Genomic DNA, 17,218 nt, shown 5'->3' with positions numbered 1-17,218 from the left:
AGGAAATCGCTTCATTAAGCTTTTGAGCTATGCGGTTGATGATAACCGATTTACTTTTGAGAATGCCTAAACAAAGGGAACATACATTGTTAAATTCCGGTTTAGTGAGAAACGCTGAAAATTGATCTAACCAATCATAAAGTTTTTCTTGCAAGTTTTCTTGAGCAATTTTTTGTAGTTCTGTAAACATGGCTGGGGTAACTCCTTATAGTTTAATTTTAATTCACTTGTTTAGGAGCTACCCCTTTTGTCAAGGGTAAAAGTGACAAAATCATAATCTAAGTATTTAATATATTATAAAGATATAGAAACTAATATACATAAAACATTATAATACAAACGAATAACTTATTTATAGGGTTTTACTGAATTGCATAACTATCTGGTATTTAAGCATTAACGATATAATGGGTTGAATGCACCCTTGTTTCGAAAAAATGAAAAAATGTCTAAAATAATTTTGGGGGGATCCGTGCATTTTTTAGTCAATATCTACTTTGTTGAGATAAGCTTGTGCGGATGAGGAAAAAATGGAATGAACTATCCGTTGACATTTGGCTTTAGTTTTAGTTGGCTTTTGTATGATAAGCTCCTTAATAACTATGGAACCACTTTGATATTCTCATTTGTTTTATCAGGAACTTGTTAAGACCAATCTATGTCAACTTTTATGAGCAACAATCTTATTCTGTTTTAGATATCGCTTGGTAGTCATGTTTTTCCAATTAATGAGTTTTATCAGCCAATAAATTTTTGATAAACAAACCTACTTGTCTTGAGTATATTGATGCTCCTTCACTTGACATATGCAACATATCGCTGTAATATTCATAGTTGTTGTAATCGAATTCAGATAATTCTAGTGCCATATCATAATAGGCCATTCCATTTTTTTCAATCATTTGAGTGATTTTTGGATCAATACTATAGCCCATATTCCGGAAATTTGGAGAATGCAGAAAAATGGCACGTACTTCCCTTTTTCTTAATTCTAATAGCATGTCCGTGAAAGCTTTTTCAATAATCGGGCTATGTTTATAAGTATGAGAATCTGGCTCTTCTGCTTGAAGTGATGCGTCAATGTTATCAAGTCTGAAATTGGGGTTCCTTTCTTTGGGGTTGAAGCCAAGTTTTGGGTCAAATTTACTGCTTCTGTTTCTAAATATTTCCACAATTCTATCAGCTATTACACTAGTGTATTTATATGTCTTTAACTTTGATTTTAACCAATGCCACTTATCAATCTGTTTTAGTAAATCATTAATGGTTTTCCTGTCACTGTGTATTAACATCCTATCAACTACTCTACCTTGCTTGTAGGATAGAAGTCCTTCATCTAAATCTGTTCCAGTTAATTCGAAAACAATCAATTTTGGTGAGTATTCTTCAAGTATACTAAGTATTTGAGGGTATTGAGCCAAAAAAGTGCTTCCAGTTGATCCCAAACTATAACAAGAAAGATTGGTTTCTTTACTTATTATCTTTGGATCGTAATTGGTTGTAGATTTTGATGCTCCAAAAATCAAAATATCATATTTTTTCTTCTTAACATGTTGGAAGCTTAACTCTCCAGTTCCTACATTACGAAAAGCACGCTGAAATAATGATGACAAACACAAATCACAAATTAATATCATAAAGACTATAGCTATTAGCTTGAATATGATTCTGAAAAATTCTGATTTAAAACTCATAGTATATAAATGACGAAGCATTAAGGTTCCCAAATATTACGATTGTAAAGAATATAGCAACATATCCACACCATCTTAATAGCGGTGGCTGTTTGGCTATAAATTGGTCGTATTGTTTATCTTTCAACAATATTTCCATGATTATTAAAACTGGAATGCTTATAAGAATTGGGGGCACCAATCTTGTTGTCCCCACGTAGTATTGCCAAGTGCCTTTACTAATTGAAGTAATATAATTGATAAAATCCGACATTTTGGGAAGTCTGAAGAATAGGAGGCTAGCCGCTACTATTACATACGTTGATAACTTCCTTATCACTCCAATTGCTAAACTTTCTCCTTTGCTTTTTCCCCATCCAGTAGCATCCTCAAAGATCAATAGTAATGCCTGAATCATTCCCCATATAATGAACATCCAGCCAACACCATGCCAAACGCCGCTGGCAAGAAACATAAGGATAATGCCAAGATAAATTTTTCTTTTGGATGTGCTTGTTCCCATGAAGGGATAAAAGATATAATCTCTCAGCCAGGAAGTTAGTGATATATGGTTCCTTCTCCAGTAATCCGTAACCGAGGTGGAATTAACATAAGGTGTGCGGAAATTAACCATCAAATCAAAACCAAAGAGTTTTGCTACCCCTCTGGCTATATCTGTATATCCTCCGAAATCTGCATAAAGCTGAAGAGGATAGAGAAGGGCAGTTACGATAAGGGTAAGCGTAGAGTGCATTGGGATGTTATTATATACGGCATCAACATAAGCTCCAATGTTATCAGCCACCACCATCTTTTTGAATAGCCCCCACAATACTAATCTAAAGCCATTGGCAAAATTATCATAGCACAAAGGGTGTGCTTCAGTGAACTGCTTAAAAAGATTCTTTGCTCTACCAATAGGCCCACAAAGAATCTGTGGGAAAAAAGCCAAATAAACAGAAAAAGTAAGCAAGCTTCTTTGTGCTTTGATATCTCCCCAATACACATCCAGAATATAACCTAAAGCCATAAAAGTATAAAAAGATATGCCAATGGGCAAAATCAAACTATGCTGAGGAACTGTAAGATTTAAGCTAAACGCAGAGAAAACAGTATTGACTTGTTCCCCAAAGAAATTGAAGTACTTGAAAAAGAATAGGATGCCAAGATTGAAAACAAGACCCGCCGATAATAGTAGTCCTTTTTTATTTCGGTATTTTTCCAGTGCTAAACCCAATCCATAGTTTACTAAGGTTGAAACTATCAGTAGAACCAGATACTCTGGTTGGACACTAAAATAAAAATAGTAGCTCGCAAGGAGCAATAAGTAATTGCGATACTTATGAGGTAACAAGTAGTAGATGGTAACTACAATAATAAGAAATATAAAGAAAGGTATCGAAGTGAACTGCATATTATCCTATAGAGTATCCACTATCAAGAATTATGCTCGTACCTGTGATATGGCGAGAAAGGTCGGAAACGAGGTAAGCAGCCATGTTAGCCACATCATTAACATCTAAAATTCCTAAAAGATGCTTTTGTAAAATATCCTCAACTGATTCTTCGGGCAGGCTTTCAAACATTCTATCCAGCATTTCTGATTTTACCATTGACGGACAGATATCATTTACTCGTACACCCTTTGATGCGAGCTCCTGTGCTAGAGATTTGGTTAAACCAGACACTGCTGATTTTGTACTACAGTATTCAATCTTGCCCTTCTCACCTCGTAAAGCACTAACAGAAGAAATCAGCACTATACTCATACCGTTTTTATCGTACATACCAGGTTTCATAATTTGCTTCGTGATGGCAACGGCAGCAGCTACATTGGTTTTAAACATTTCCGTAAAATCATCCATATAGATTGTCTTAAGCGGATTTGTTCTTTCGATGCCAGCTGAATGAATAAAGCCAGAGACGGGGGTAGTACCCTGTATTGATTTTAGAGTTTCTTCGATAACATACTCATCATTAAGTTCAAAAATTAGGTGGATATGCCCTGAACCTGATAATGAAGACATAGTTTGGGCAAGACGATCTTCATTGCGTCCACAGGCAATAATCTCAGCACCTAACTCACTACACAGTATAGCACAGCTCCTACCAATTCCTGAAGAAGCTCCGGTGATTAGAATTCTTTTACCTTTCAGGGCATTCTCTGACCAAATCATTACTTTGTAAAACTATCGCTTCCGATTAACTCAACCAGAGATTCGACCGTATCTATCTGATTAAGCTGGCGGGCATTGAACTGCTTGCCAAAATTCTTGTGTACAAAAGCAACTAAAGACATTATGGCCATAGAGTCAAACTCTTCGTAGTCCTTCAGATTTGAATCCAAGCTTAGCTCATCTTCTATTTCGATCAAGTTAGCTAATTGAACTAAAAATTCATTGATTGTCATTATATTCTCCTATATTGTGATAATTGTAGCACCATAAGAATAACCCACGCCAAATCCGGCTAAGAGAACTTTATCGCCAGATTTAATTCTACCTTCTTTCAGGCATTTTTCTAAAGCGATGGGAATAGTAGCAGATACAGTGTTGCCAGTTTCTGCCATATCAATAAAGAACTTATCTTCATTTACGCCAACCAGCTCTCTAAGATATTGAAGCATATATTGATTTGCTTGATGGAATATCACATAATCAATGTCATCCATATTGACATTATTCTTTTGCAGGACTTGCTTTATGAGAATGGGTACTGCTTTAATGGTAAAGTTGAATATCTCAGGACCATTCATAAAAAGCATGTCATCATTTCTCAGAATACCATTTTCGTCAATCCAGTCAGTTGCTTTTTGCTTGGGTCTATTTCTCATTGCGCCATTAGGGATAATTAGATTGTTCCAGCCCCGGCCATCTGTTCCGAGAACAAACTCGTGGATCTTTGGAAGCATGTCTTTACTGATAAGCGTTGCAGATGCAGCATCTCCAAAAATGCTTCTATTGCCTTTATCCTGAGGGTGGAGATGCTTAGAATATGTTTCTGAAACCACTAGTAGTACATTTTCAGCAATTGTGGCAGAAAGTAATCCTTTGGCTAACGATAGGCCATATACATAACCGGAGCAACCAAGGTTATAGTCCAAAGCTCCTATCTCAGTTCTGAGTCCTAAACGGTCTTGAAGGATGCAAGCCGATGTAGGCAAAAAGAAATCTGGACTTTGAGTACAAAGTAGAATAAAATCTATAATGTTTCGATCAACGCTCTCAAACAATCTTTCGCATGCTTTGACAGCCATATCTAAGGCAGTTTCATCGGGCGCTGAAATCCTGCGTTCTCTTACCCCAAGCTTCTTTTCGATCTTCTTAGGTGTCCACTCCGGAAAAAGCTCCGACAGCTCTTCATTGCTCAATATGTTTTCAGGAAGATAACTAACAATTCTCATTATGTTTTTCTCACTTCAGTAGGCATTTCAAAATGTAAGATACTGTTAAAATAAGCATTTTTTCTTAAATATGGAAGTATTGTGAAGTGGATTACTTCATTAGGATAAAACCCTTTGTTCATTAAGATATATTTTCTCATATTTCGCGAAAAAAGTAAGTACAAAGATTTCACTCTCCTTCCTTTCCTACTTAAGCAATAAAACTTCAGCCATATTTTTCGTCAAGCAAATAATTTATAGTTTGTGGGTGGTAAAGGTAAAAAGTATCCCCCTCCTTATTATCCTTTACAACCAGCTGCATATACTCTTGTTTTCTAACTATAGGACAATATGTTATAGCTTAGTCACCTCGTTTTTTTGCCGGAATGCCTATTTTTTTGATGGTGCCATTTCCAGTTATTAAGATTTTTGCCTGTTGTTTTTGCAAACTTTGCATTGTCTCCGGATGGGGAAAGTGGTAAATATTTTTGCGAGGAGCAGTTATCCATACTTCTTGAGGAGAAACATCCTGCCAAAAATTAGCTGAACAAGAACTACGCGAACCGTGATGAGGGACTTTTAGATAGTCAGCTTTCAATTCTGAAGCATAGTTATCCAGCAGATAATTTTCCGCGTCCTTTTCTATATCACCGGTAAAAAGCATACTGGCAAATTCCGTATCCAAACGGCAAACCAGCGAAGCATTATTCTCATTGTGGGGTAGATAGTTTTTATCGGGATGCAGAAATTTCAATCTTGCCTTGTCTATAAAGAAAGAGCAGGTATCGGTAATGGTATGAATTTTAGCGGAGCCATAGTATTTTTGTTTTTGGGCATAGCTCCAGAAATCCTGTTTCACGCTTTCATCGCTAACAAAAATATGCCCAATTTTTTTGTGATTCAGCAAGGTTATAAGTCCTCCGCAGTGGTCACTATGTAGATGAGTAAGAATAAGATAATCAATTTTGCCGATGCCTTGTTTACCGAGCCAGGGTAATAAATTTTGGCTAAGCCAGCTTTCCTGTTGGTAATCTTTTTCATTCAAAAAGGTCTCCGGTATGCCCAATTTTCTCCCTCCGCCGGTATCAATCAGCATTGTTTCTCCGTTCCCAAAACGAATTAAACTGCAATCACCTAATCCGCAATTGAAAATATAAACGCTTGTTTCGGTTTTATGCAAAAAGGGGACAAGCATAAAACCCGTTATGATTAAAGAAGCAGGAATCATCGCTTTTAGCGCGGTTCGGAACTTACCCCGAATCAGTAAAAAACCCCACAGAATAATCGTTGCCAAAGCCATTGCTTGCCAAAGTGATAAGTAATTGGCAGACATAGAAAAAGGAAGAAGGTAGCAGAATTGCATCCATTTTATCCAAAGTAAGTTTAAAGCTTTATAGCAAAGGACAAAAAGTTTGGTTAAATACCAGCCCTGAGGCGAAAGCAGCACTAAAAAAGAAAGCGGTAGCAAAATTCCCATTAAAGGAATACCTATTGTATTGCCAATTATACCATTTAGAGAAGCAGTGCCAAAATAATAGAGAGTAAAAGGAGTGATGGCAATAGAAATTAGCGCTGAAAGCAATATTCCTTGCAGCAGGTTACTTAGTGTTTGATAAAATGGCAAAATCAGTAATTTGTCTGAGGAGAAGAGTTTTAGCTTTGGCAAACCGTAAAAAATAATTAGCACGGAAACATAAGAAAGTTGAAGCCCAATGTTGAATAACTGGAGAGGACTAAGTAGTGTGATAATAAATAAAGAAAGAGCCATCGTTTGAGCTCCGGAAACAGGACTCTGCAACCAACGCGCCAAAATAACAATAGCTATCATTATTATGGAACGCGTAACGGAAGGAGCCCAGTTATTCAATGCCGCATATAATAAAATTAGGGGCAGGAACAAAATTTCCGCCGTTTCTCTTCTAAAAAATATGCGGAACAAGGAAACCAAAATCAAGTAAATTAACCAGATATGCATTCCGCTCACTACTACCAGATGAATAATTCCAGCTCCGGTCAGCTGATTCAGATATTCCTGTTTAAGCCCCGATTCACCAAAAAGCAATGCTTTAGCCCAATCCGCTTGGTCTCCCAATTTTATCTCCAAAGAATTTAGCAGTTTATAACGCAAGCTGCCAAGATAATCTCTAACATCTTTAGAATGAATAGGTTCTGCTTTGCCAAGCTGATAACCAATAGCAGAATAACGATTGGGATAAATATCCAAAATCGGATCACGCACCAGCGGATAAATTTCTGCCAATAAACGATATGACTTTCCCGGTAGCAAATTTTCACTGCAGGAAAGGATGATTTTTTCTTTTAGGGGGAAGCCGGCAAGGGAATCAAGTTCAACAGCATAGCGTTTTTCTTCTACAGAAAATACCTGGCTGACACTAAAACATATTTCTTGTTGAAGTTGTTTTTTCTCCGCTAAAAGCTGTTCCAATTCAGAATTGTCTTTTTTTACTACAGCCAAGCGTAGCATTCCCAAAGATAGAAACAAAACCAAGAGCAAGTAGAACCGTATTTTTTTACAAAAGATGGCTAATAGCGAAAGAACGCCTGCTGCAATGAAAAGAACTATAACTTCGGGTTGGAAAATTTTGGCAAAAATTATACCCAGAACCCAAAAAACAACAGGCAAAACAAAAGGAGCGGGTGCCTTGTTGTTTGCCTTCATCTTTTCTCCTCGTCTCTCACAGATTACACGGATTTCACAGATTATTTATGGATAAGATAAACAGGACTTAATCAGCCACCGAAGTTTGCCAAAAAACTAAGCACTTCCGCACTTTGCACTCCTGCACTTTGAACTTTGAACTTTGAACTCCCGCACTTTGAACTCCCGCACTTTGAACTCCCGCACTTTGAACTTTGAACTTTTTATGGTATGTGTCTTGTATATAATGAAATTTCCGCCTTATAAGGCCTTTCCCCTTCTTTTAAAGCACGGTTCAAATCATCCAGCATTTTTGTTCTTCTGCTTTTACTATTGGCTTTCACTTCAACGCTGTAAAGTGCACTGGCGATTTCTTCGCCGTTGGCATCCCAGACCTTTGCCATTAAGTCAATTTCTTGATCTTTTTTTCCGATATTGGCAAGAGTATATTCCAGCTCTATGAATTGGGTTCCAAAATTGCTGATGACAATATCGCTAAGTTGTATTTTAGAAGCGTTTTTTTGTGTCCCATAGCGCTGAACTAAGATACCAATAACTATTCCCAAAATAACCAGAATTATGGCAATTTGTTTCAATTTATAGCGTTTAGGGTATTCTAAGCGATCTACGGTTATGCGCATAATATTCTTCCTAATAAATAAATTGCCAGGCAGAATACAGAGTATTTTGCCAGTCATCACTGTGACTCGTTTCCAAGCCAAGCAAAAAGCGGTGATGAGCAAAAATAGTGATAAGGACATTACTTTTCAAAGTAAGGGTTTCCGTTTTTGTCCCTTCAAACCAATGTGCGGTTCCATTATCCATTGCTTCGGCAGTAGGAAAAACATCATGATAATTTTGGCTAAAATCACTCCCAAAACTTCCCTGTTTACAATAAGATATGCCTCCCTGCCAAAGCAGCATAGTTTGATAGGGCAAACTTAGCAGACAGGATAAATCTACCAGATTAGAACCCTTTGGATAACCCAGAGTTCTACCATCAGTGGAAAACATTGTATGATTCAAATAATGAGTATAAGTAAAAGGTCGGACGGCTGAAAGTTCCGTTGTTATTTCTGCCGAAGAGCTTTTAGGCAAAGCAAAGGGAGTTGTCCAACGCATTCCTCCCTGCAAAGCATATTTATTGCCCCACCAGTCACTGAACATTTTGCTAAAGCTAAATTCATCCACCAGCGCCTGAGCATAAAGAAAAAGTGGCTGCACCGGACGATATGAACCGCCGGCAAAAATCATTACATTATCTCTATCCCAAAGGTTATGTTCAATTGCTCTCCAAAAAGCGACGGGTAAAAAGTAACTAATTTCCGGAGAACGATTTCCGTAGATTATTTCTTCGCCCAGAAATAAATTTAAACCAGAACAGGGATGAATACCCAATTGATGCAAAGCCAGATATTTAGCGGGATAATTTTTGCTATTGTAAAAGTGATCGTTATAAATGTTGTAAGTGCTATCTGCCATTAAAGATGCGTGCATAAAAGAGACACTGAATATGCCAGACCTGCCTTCTGCCATAAAATAGCCATAATCATTTACTTCATCATTTAGATTTATACTGCCGCTGATAGAATTCCCCACGGGAAATTTTCCGCGTCCTAAAGCCAGAGTTAAATTATTGGCATTGTAACTGATATCCCCACTCAGATTATCTATGTTCAGTTGATCGTCATTTGGATTGGAATAACCATCTACGAGCCAGGAATTTATCGCTTCCTGTTGATTGCCCAAAAAAATACCGTTCCACCAGTTAGTGTTCATTTCCCAGTGTTTACCATATTTCGATTTGAGCACTAAACCACCGTAAAGAAAGCTGTAACTTTCCTCTTTTTTGACGGGTTCCAAACCTGCCGTAAAATTCAATTCAGCGTTCAATTTAGCATCAGGACTTTGATAGCTAAGCAGAGAATGTTTTTTATTTTGGCAGCGAAAAAGATCAACTGCAGCATCGCCAACTTGCGTCAGTGGGATAAAAGGTAAAGATAATCCAGCTCCATAAATATGAATGCTATCTTCTTCAGCGGAAAGAGGAAGGTTTAGTAAACTTGGTTTTAGGCCATTTTGAATTTCCGGATTAAAAGCCGAATCTGGGATATAGCGGATAGCCGAGAGCATCGAAAAAGATAGCAAAAGAGCTATTAAACAAACTCTGGCAGAGGTCATTTAATCGTAATTTCCTTGATGACATAGTTTTACCAGTCGTTCCACTTCTTCTTCCGGCAGTTTAAGTTCTTTGGCAATTTGTCTATTGGTCCATCCATTTTCCAATAATTTGCTAACCATCCGGCAGAGAGTATCGGTATCAAGGTTTGTATTTGTGGCTTTGATTTCGGATAGAAGTGTGGCTGAGGGCTTGAATTTCTTTTTGGAGCCGTGCAGAAAAATGAAAATAATGCACAAAAGCAGAACCAGTAAAACTATAAATACGATCAGCAGAGGATTTTGATCCAGAAAGGATTCCTTCGTTTCTTCCTGTTCCGAGGGAAGCGAAGATTTTTGTGAACCTTCTGGCATCGGAGGATTTGCAATAAGAGTTTCGGGCATAGGCATTTTTATTATTTCTTCCGTTGCAGGGGGTTCCTGAATGGGTTGGGTGGGCTCAATGGGTCTGGGCTCTTCTTTCTGCATGATTTTTTCTGGGGTAGAGGGCTTTTCTGGCGGAGGAGTAGCTGGTATTTTCTGTCCGTTTAAACGAGCCAAAAGATCCTGTCCAGCAGAATAATAAGCTGAATTTTTAGGAATTTTGGTCACAATTCCTTTCGCTCTATTGCTGCCTCTTTGTTCCAATAGCAATGCCCATTTATACAATATTTCACCATCGCTGGGATAGTCATTGTTGAGTTCGCCATAAATCTTATCGGCACTGTTTAATTTACCACAGGAAGTATAAAAATCAGCAATGTCCAATTTTTGCTGACGATTGGGTTTGGCGACTATTATATCCAAAACCAAACGCAAGGGCTCTTCCAAAACCATTTTTTCCAAACGGTAGGCAGGCGAAATGGCAATCCGCAGACGATTGTTTTTCTGCTCAATGCTTCGGACGATATTTCCACCTTCATAGCTGATGTTTACCCGGGAAGCGTTTTCATTATCTATCGTCACTTCCACATAGTTACTGCCGGACACTACATCATAATTACCAGAACCCTTAAAACCAGTAACGATTCTGGTTACCCCCGAGCCATAATTTTCCATATCAACAAAGGAAAAATCTATAGCTGCACAAAGGGAAGCTATCAGTAGGATAAATGTAAATAAAATTTTAGCTTTCATTTACCAGTCTCCTTCTATTATTTTTCTAATCCTGGCTGGCTAAATTATTTTCACGGGAACTGTTATTTAACCATAATCCATACGAAAAACCGCTATGCCGAAGATCTCGTTTAATTCCCTATCTGCATAATCTATAATGTCTTATAATATTTTTCATCCTTCTTCGGATAGCACTTTTAGATTAAACCAAATCCCAATATACCACTATTTTTATCCGCTTTAATATTGGCAAGCAATTTTTAACTAAAATAGTGCAAACAAAACCAAATAAAGAAAAATGGAAGGTCAGCATAGCTTTATTTTTACCTGCTAAAATGCTTTTCTGCCAAACTGTTCAGGCAGGCATAAAGAATGCCTGAAAAAGCGAAACTGTGCTATTTCTTGCCTATAAGCCAAGGCGGGGTTAGGGTGATGCTGAGAGGGAAAATGCCGAGTAGCCGCACCGTATCTCTACCATAGCTTGTAAGCAAGAATTAGGAGAATAATTATGGTAAAATCTTTATTGCGTTTTAGGTTTTTAAATGCCTGTTTTGAGCAGGATTAGGGGGAGAGAGGGGATTTTCTAAAGCTAAAGAAAACTGCTAAAACATTTAATTCCTTGGCTTTCTGCCCTAAGCTCATTAGTATTGGGTGCATATTGCAAGACAAATAAAAAGGCACTGTTTTCTCTTTTCACTTGACGCAAAAGCCGTTCTCGGACAAGTAGCAAAGCTATGGATAATTATTTTCTGATTAAGTCATTTTTGTCTAAACAGCGTTTAGGGCAGACCTGTGGAATTGGGGTGGATTATATTTTGTCACTTGCCACTCATAAACCTTGGGTTCATTTTTATCCTCCGGCTTTAATGTTGGAGCCGACCAATATTTGTAATTTACGCTGTCCGTTGTGTTTAACTGGGAATGGAACATTGCAGCGTCCCAAAGGAATGATGTCTTTGGCGCTGTTTAAAAAAATTTGCCGGGAAGTTCAGAATAAAACTGGAATGCTTATTTTGTGGAATCAAGGCGAGCCCTTTTTAAATCCTGATTTTTATGAAATGCTACAGATTGCCTCCAAACATCAATTTTATACGATGACATCCACTAATGCCAGTTTGGAACTGGATATTGAAGGCATAGTAAAAAGCGGACTGAATAAAATTATTATCTCTATGGATGGCATAACGGAAGAAACATATAATAACTATCGCGTAAAGGGAGATTTTGAGCTTGTCCTGAAAAATATGCAGGCATTGGTTCGCTGTAAAGAAAAATTACAGAGTAAAACACCCTATCTTGTTTGGCAATTTATCATTATGAAACACAATGAAAATGAGATTGAGAAAGTGAAACGCCTGGCAAAAGAATTTAAAGTGGATAAACTGGAATTTAAAACTGCCCAAATATACAGTGAGGAAGACCTCGCCTATCTGCCCAATAACTCGAAATATAGTCGCTATCAGAAAAACGGAGATAATTTCATCCTGAAAACTAAGCTGAAAAATCGCTGCCGGCGATTATGGACTCAACCGGTCATAAATTGGGACGGCGAAATGAATATCTGCTGCTACGATAAAAATGGAACTATCCAAATTGGCAATTTGGAAGAGCACAGTTTTTCGGAATTGTGGTTTGGAAAGGCAATGCAAAATATGCGTAAAGCGATATTGACAGAGCGTTCCGCTTTCGAGATATGCAGAAACTGCGGAGAAGGCATAGTGCAAAAAATCAGATAAGAAATATTATGCTCCAACTACACCAAAGAAGGAAAAATAGATTATCCAAAGATATGAGAAAGAAAGTAAAAAGAAATAAGCTGAGCCGCAACAGAATAAAAAAGATAATCAGCGCCCTGCTGATCCTTTTTCTGTTGCTGATATTGGTCTATAATCCAATTTCCTTGCGCTTGATGACTATTGGCGTTGCAGTTTATTATGGCATAAACCCAGTGATTTTCTATCGTCTGATAAAAACGGAAAGTTCTTTTCGGAGTTTTGCCATTTCCGATGCCCAAGCCATTGGTTTGGGTCAAATAAAAGAATCCACCGCTTTTTACATTCACAAAGAGCATAAAAAGGGCTATTTATTTTTGCCGCTCTACAATCTAAAACTGGCAGCCAAGTATCTGGTGTATCTAAAAGATAGATATAATGGAAATTGGAGTTTAACTTTGGCTGCCTACAATTGGGGTGAAAGTAATGTTAATCGTCGGATTAGAAAGATAAAAATTGAAGAAAACAAGGACTATCGTGAATATTTTAGCGATATCCCAGAGACCTATCGGTATATCAGCAAAATTCTCTATACCAAAAATAAAGCTTGACGAGAAAAGTGCTTACTAAAATCATACGATATAATTCATTTTAGGAGTGATTTATGCTAAGTAATCAAAACGGAATCTCGTTTTATACTGTCTTAAGTATAATCCTATTCATTGCCTTAGTGTTTATCTTGGCGGTGCCAAATTTCTTTAATCTGGATAAGGAAAAGAATCTGGAAGATTGTGTAAACAATATGAAACAGATATGGGTAGCAACTACGGACTATATGCGTGATACAAATAAGGATTTTAGCGGTGACATTTCTTTATTGACAAAAACATATAAAGTGCAAGACCCCAAACACACTTACCTTTCTTCCAATTTATACTGCCCGGAAACAAGTCGGCAGAAAAAAGAATACATTGTTTACGGAAAGTATGTGGCTGAACAAATCGGCACTGAAATAAAACATAACTATGGCGTAATTATTTACTGTCCCAATCTGACTCAATTTCCCAAACATATCATTCCCAAAGCATTTTATGAAAATATGGATCCTACTCAGCTGCAGAATTATATGATTGAAGACATTGATTACATTGATTCCGAGACAGGCCTGAACGGTGCTAAAAAAGTTGAATTGATAAATAAATACATTGATATCTGGAAGACCGATCCGGATGCTTTTGCGAAAAGAAAAGCTAATACCACGGCTCTGAAAGCTATGCTCTTTCCGGATAAATTTGGCGGAACGCAGTAAGTATTTAGGCCAACGCATTGTTATCCAAAATTCAAACAGCATCGTTGCTATGGATGTTGTTTGAATTGCTTTTTGCAGCTAAAAAAAATAATCACAAAATAAGAAGTGCCCAATGCTCTATAAAGAATTTCTTGATCATATCTACAAACGCTATTCCGGTAATGTAAAACTGGAATTAAATCGGATGACGGGTCTGCTTACCGATATGGGTAACCCGCAGCGTAAACTAAACGGTTTTCACATTGGTGGAACTAATGGTAAAGGAAGTGTATCTGCAACTTTGGAAGCGCTTTGTATGGCAAGTGGACTAAAAACTGCACTGAATACTTCTCCCCATCTTGTTAATTATAGTGAACGCTTTCGGATTAATGGTTTTGAACTGCCTTTTACCACTATTTTAAATACTTTTCGGAGCTATGAAACCCTGTTCAAAAAATGGGATGCCTCTTTCTTTGAAATAACTACGGCTCTTGCCTTTGCAATGTTTAGTAGCCAAGAAGTTGATGTAGCCGTTATAGAAGTAGGTTTGGGAGGACGCTTGGATGCCACGAATCTGTTTACTCCCGATGTTTCGGTTATCACTAATGTTGGTTTGGATCATATAAAGACCTTGGGTGGAACCTTGGAAATTATTGCGGCGGAAAAAGCCGGAATCATCAAAAAAGGGATACCTTTGGTGATAGGTGATATGGAAACATCTCCTCGCGCTATAGTTGAGGGAGTGGCAATGGCAAAACAAGTGCCTGTTTTTCGGTTTGCTCGCGATTGGGACATAGAAATACTTTCAGATTCTCTTGCTGGAATATGCTTTAACTATAGTTTTGGCAAATATGAATTCCCAAGTTTGGAAGCCAATTTGATGGGAGAACATCAAGCAGTTAATGTCGGAACGGCTTTAACCGCTTTCCTGTTATATTTGGAAAAGAAAAACATACCTGTTTCGGAAGAAAATATCCGCACCGCTTTGAAACAAATTAACTGGAAGGGCAGATTGCAAATTTTATCCCAAAAGCCATTAGTAATAACGGATGGAGCTCACAATGTGCACGGAGTGAATGCACTCTTACGAACTTTGGATAAGGTGTTTCCGGGGCGGAAAGTGAAATTTCTCATTGCCATCTTAAGAGATAAAGATTATCCTGATATGATTTCGCTCTTCTGTAGCAAAGCTGAATTTATCTATGTTACGAAAAATCAATCGGAACGTGCTGCCAGTATTGAAGAACAAGTGGAAGAAATAAAAAAACACAATGTTCCCTATAAAACTGCTCCAACTGTTGCCGAAGCATATAATTTGGCTTTACAGGAATGTTCATCGGACGATGTTTTAATTGCCTGCGGTTCTTTATATACGGTGGGAGAACTTCTTGCCATACCAATGGATTGATGCATAAAGAAATTGAGAAATACCTTGCCGATCTGTTGCCGGAATTACAAAAAGCTGGAATTGCCATTGATGAACAGCAAGAAATTGATTATGGAGTTCAAATAAGGGTTTCCCGCCATCATTATAAAAGTATCCTAAACATATACTATTCACAAAAAAAGGGAATTTCAACCGTTCCCATGGGACTGAATAATCCGCTGAAAAAATTGCTATCGGACTTGTGTTTCCTTCAGGAAGAATTGGATTTAAAAATGCCTCCGATCCATAATTGGAATGCCTGGATCGGTAGTGATGAATGTGGTAAAGGTGATTATTTTGGACCCCTGATTGTGTGTGCCTTTGCCTTTGAAAGAAAGCAGGAAAAGGAATTTAAAAATATTGGCGTGATGGATAGCAAAAAGCTAAAGACCGATGATATCTATAGAATTGCCAAATACCTCTATAAGAATTATGCCAACTGCATCAATTGCATAGTTTTGAAGCCGGAAAAATATAATGAACTGATTGCCAAATTCAAACAACAGGGTAAATCGTTGAATGATTTGCTTGCCTGGCTTCATTCTACGGCTATTATGGACTTGCAAAAAAAACATCCGGAAAGCGAAGGTGCGCTGGTGGATCAATTCAGCAATGCTCAAAAAGTGTGGAGAGCCCTAAAAGAAAAAAAGTTTCCTCTTCCTTGTATAGAAAGAACCGGTGCGGAAGTTGATTTTGCGGTGGCGGCTGCCTCGATAATCGCTCGGTATCAATTTTTGGAAAGTTTTGCTGCAATGCGTGAATTCTATCAGCTAAATTTTCCCCAAGGTTCACAGAGGATAGTGATTAAATTTGCTCAGGATTTTATTCACCAATATGGGGAAAAACGCTTGGGCGAAGTTGCCAAACTGCATTTTAAAACCACCAACCAGATATCCACAAGCTAATAAATATTTCCTCATAGTTCTAAAGTCCCATTATTCAATTTGTTGCCTAACCTATTGTAGTATTGGTATGTCCATAAACTCTGCTAATTCTGGTAATACGATCTTCTGCCATATTGATAATGAAAGAAGTTCTGCTTGAAAAAGTGCTGCTTGAAGAAAGATGTGGGTCTCGCTATCAACTAAGTTATTTAACTGCGCAGTAGTGATACTTGAAGAAGTTATGATGTTATAACCAGTATGGAATAACAAGTTCCGTTAGAATAGCATAATAACTTAGTATAAAATAACAAGTTCCGTTAGGACAGCGTAATAACTTATTATATAATAACAAGTTCCGTTAGAATAGCGTAATAACTTAATATAAAATAACAAGTTCCGTTATGACGGCGTAATAACTTAGTATAAAATAACAAGTTCCGTTATGACAGCGTAATAACTTAGTATAAAATAACAAGTTCCGTTAGGAACGATACATACTAACGACGGGTTTTTAACCCGGCGAAAATAGTAACAGATAAAATTAGTCCCAGCGGGACGACAGATTTAGGCGACGGGTTTTAACCCGGCGCATAAATAAAGGAGGGTTGACGTCCTCGTCAACCACAACAAACAAACTATCAAATTTTCGTAGAATAAAGCGAAAACTATATAATTCGGCTGCCAGAGGAACAACAATCTGCCGTTTTTCCGGAAAATATACTCGCTCACAGATTGCACAGATTGCACAGATTGAAATTTAGAAACAAGGATTGCAGGACTGAAATGATTCCTAATTAACCCAACTTTACCATTTTGCTGTTTTTTTCATCTGTAAAAATCCATTTTAGGAGGATAAAGCAAATGTGCTAAATTGCATAACTGCTTAAATAGCAATGTGAAAGAAATATGCTGCCACTTGTG

The 17,218-nt window shown here is 37.6% G+C and carries 15 protein-coding genes; 5 read left to right on the top strand and 10 right to left on the bottom strand.

Annotated features, from left to right (window positions below; translation table 11 throughout):
• The 10 genes from ABFC98_03440 to ABFC98_03395 all read right to left on the bottom strand — a co-directional run.
• Window positions 1–190 (bottom strand): hypothetical protein (locus tag ABFC98_03440; protein MEN6445081.1); only part of this gene is annotated, 190 nt, incomplete at its 3' end.
• A gap of 535 nt (window positions 191–725) precedes the next feature.
• Entirely contained in the window at window positions 726–1,637 is a 912-nt protein-coding gene (locus tag ABFC98_03435) for a hypothetical protein (GenBank protein MEN6445080.1), read from the bottom strand.
• A gap of 46 nt (window positions 1,638–1,683) precedes the next feature.
• Window positions 1,684–2,703: an MBOAT family O-acyltransferase gene (locus ABFC98_03430; GenBank protein ID MEN6445079.1), complete on the bottom strand. Its 1,020-nt coding sequence runs from the start codon at window positions 2,701–2,703 to the stop codon at window positions 1,684–1,686.
• A gap of 385 nt (window positions 2,704–3,088) precedes the next feature.
• Window positions 3,089–3,850 carry an SDR family oxidoreductase gene (locus ABFC98_03425; protein ID MEN6445078.1) on the bottom strand — a complete coding sequence of 254 codons (762 nt, stop codon included), beginning with the start codon at window positions 3,848–3,850 and terminating at the stop codon, window positions 3,089–3,091.
• Window positions 3,850–4,083: an acyl carrier protein gene (locus ABFC98_03420; protein MEN6445077.1), complete on the bottom strand. Its 234-nt coding sequence runs from the start codon at window positions 4,081–4,083 to the stop codon at window positions 3,850–3,852. Before ABFC98_03420 ends, ABFC98_03425 begins: the two co-directional genes overlap by 1 nt.
• A 9-nt stretch (window positions 4,084–4,092) precedes the next feature.
• On the bottom strand, window positions 4,093–5,076 hold the full coding sequence (locus ABFC98_03415; protein ID MEN6445076.1) for a ketoacyl-ACP synthase III: 984 nt from the start codon (window positions 5,074–5,076) through the stop codon (window positions 4,093–4,095).
• 340 nt (window positions 5,077–5,416) lie between these two features.
• Window positions 5,417–7,735: a DNA internalization-related competence protein ComEC/Rec2 gene (locus ABFC98_03410; protein ID MEN6445075.1), complete on the bottom strand. Its 2,319-nt coding sequence runs from the start codon at window positions 7,733–7,735 to the stop codon at window positions 5,417–5,419.
• 203 nt (window positions 7,736–7,938) lie between these two features.
• A complete protein-coding gene (locus ABFC98_03405) occupies window positions 7,939–8,355 on the bottom strand; it encodes a hypothetical protein (GenBank protein ID MEN6445074.1) in 417 nt (138 codons plus the stop codon).
• A 10-nt stretch (window positions 8,356–8,365) separates the two neighbouring features.
• Complete coding sequence (locus ABFC98_03400) at window positions 8,366–9,895, bottom strand: hypothetical protein (protein ID MEN6445073.1); 1,530 nt, start codon at window positions 9,893–9,895, stop codon at window positions 8,366–8,368.
• Window positions 9,896–11,008, bottom strand: coding sequence for a hypothetical protein (locus tag ABFC98_03395; GenBank protein MEN6445072.1), 1,113 nt, complete (start codon window positions 11,006–11,008; stop codon window positions 9,896–9,898).
• A 713-nt stretch (window positions 11,009–11,721) separates the two neighbouring features.
• Here ABFC98_03395 and ABFC98_03390 point away from each other — a divergent pair.
• From ABFC98_03390 to rnhC, 5 genes are all read left to right on the top strand, one after another.
• Window positions 11,722–12,723 (top strand): radical SAM/SPASM domain-containing protein, encoded by a 1,002-nt coding sequence (locus ABFC98_03390; protein ID MEN6445071.1) that lies wholly within the window; start codon window positions 11,722–11,724, stop codon window positions 12,721–12,723.
• Window positions 12,724–12,776: 53 nt separating this feature from the next.
• A complete protein-coding gene (locus ABFC98_03385) occupies window positions 12,777–13,310 on the top strand; it encodes a transglycosylase SLT domain-containing protein (protein ID MEN6445070.1) in 534 nt (177 codons plus the stop codon).
• A gap of 53 nt (window positions 13,311–13,363) precedes the next feature.
• Window positions 13,364–14,008, top strand: a complete 645-nt coding sequence (locus tag ABFC98_03380; GenBank protein MEN6445069.1) for a hypothetical protein — start codon at window positions 13,364–13,366, stop codon at window positions 14,006–14,008.
• 112 nt (window positions 14,009–14,120) lie between these two features.
• Window positions 14,121–15,395 carry a folylpolyglutamate synthase/dihydrofolate synthase family protein gene (locus tag ABFC98_03375; GenBank protein ID MEN6445068.1) on the top strand — a complete coding sequence of 425 codons (1,275 nt, stop codon included), beginning with the start codon at window positions 14,121–14,123 and terminating at the stop codon, window positions 15,393–15,395.
• Window positions 15,395–16,318, top strand: a complete 924-nt coding sequence (gene rnhC / locus ABFC98_03370) for a ribonuclease HIII (GenBank protein MEN6445067.1) — start codon at window positions 15,395–15,397, stop codon at window positions 16,316–16,318. Before ABFC98_03375 ends, rnhC begins: the two co-directional genes overlap by 1 nt.
• Window positions 16,319–17,218: the final 900 nt, after the last annotated feature.

The sequence above is a fragment of the Candidatus Cloacimonas sp. genome, assembly GCA_039680785.1.
Lineage (GTDB): Bacteria > Cloacimonadota > Cloacimonadia > Cloacimonadales > Cloacimonadaceae > Cloacimonas.
The sequence above is the reverse complement of the archived record's forward strand: the minus strand, read 5'-3'. Positions and strand labels throughout refer to the sequence as shown.

Coding starts and splice junctions, on each gene's coding strand:
- ABFC98_03435 (MEN6445080.1), bottom strand. CDS start 1,637: ATGATATTAATTTGTGATTTGTGTTTGTCATCATTATTTCAGCGTGCT.
- ABFC98_03415 (MEN6445076.1), bottom strand. CDS start 5,076: ATGAGAATTGTTAGTTATCTTCCTGAAAACATATTGAGCAATGAAGAG.
- ABFC98_03420 (MEN6445077.1), bottom strand. CDS start 4,083: ATGACAATCAATGAATTTTTAGTTCAATTAGCTAACTTGATCGAAATA.
- ABFC98_03405 (MEN6445074.1), bottom strand. CDS start 8,355: ATGCGCATAACCGTAGATCGCTTAGAATACCCTAAACGCTATAAATTG.
- ABFC98_03410 (MEN6445075.1), bottom strand. CDS start 7,735: ATGAAGGCAAACAACAAGGCACCCGCTCCTTTTGTTTTGCCTGTTGTT.
- ABFC98_03400 (MEN6445073.1), bottom strand. CDS start 9,895: ATGACCTCTGCCAGAGTTTGTTTAATAGCTCTTTTGCTATCTTTTTCG.
- ABFC98_03375 (MEN6445068.1), top strand. CDS start 14,121: ATGCTCTATAAAGAATTTCTTGATCATATCTACAAACGCTATTCCGGT.
- ABFC98_03425 (MEN6445078.1), bottom strand. CDS start 3,850: ATGATTTGGTCAGAGAATGCCCTGAAAGGTAAAAGAATTCTAATCACC.
- ABFC98_03380 (MEN6445069.1), top strand. CDS start 13,364: ATGCTAAGTAATCAAAACGGAATCTCGTTTTATACTGTCTTAAGTATA.
- rnhC (MEN6445067.1), top strand. CDS start 15,395: ATGCATAAAGAAATTGAGAAATACCTTGCCGATCTGTTGCCGGAATTA.
- ABFC98_03385 (MEN6445070.1), top strand. CDS start 12,777: ATGAGAAAGAAAGTAAAAAGAAATAAGCTGAGCCGCAACAGAATAAAA.
- ABFC98_03395 (MEN6445072.1), bottom strand. CDS start 11,008: ATGAAAGCTAAAATTTTATTTACATTTATCCTACTGATAGCTTCCCTT.
- ABFC98_03430 (MEN6445079.1), bottom strand. CDS start 2,703: ATGGCTTTAGGTTATATTCTGGATGTGTATTGGGGAGATATCAAAGCA.
- ABFC98_03390 (MEN6445071.1), top strand. CDS start 11,722: ATGGATAATTATTTTCTGATTAAGTCATTTTTGTCTAAACAGCGTTTA.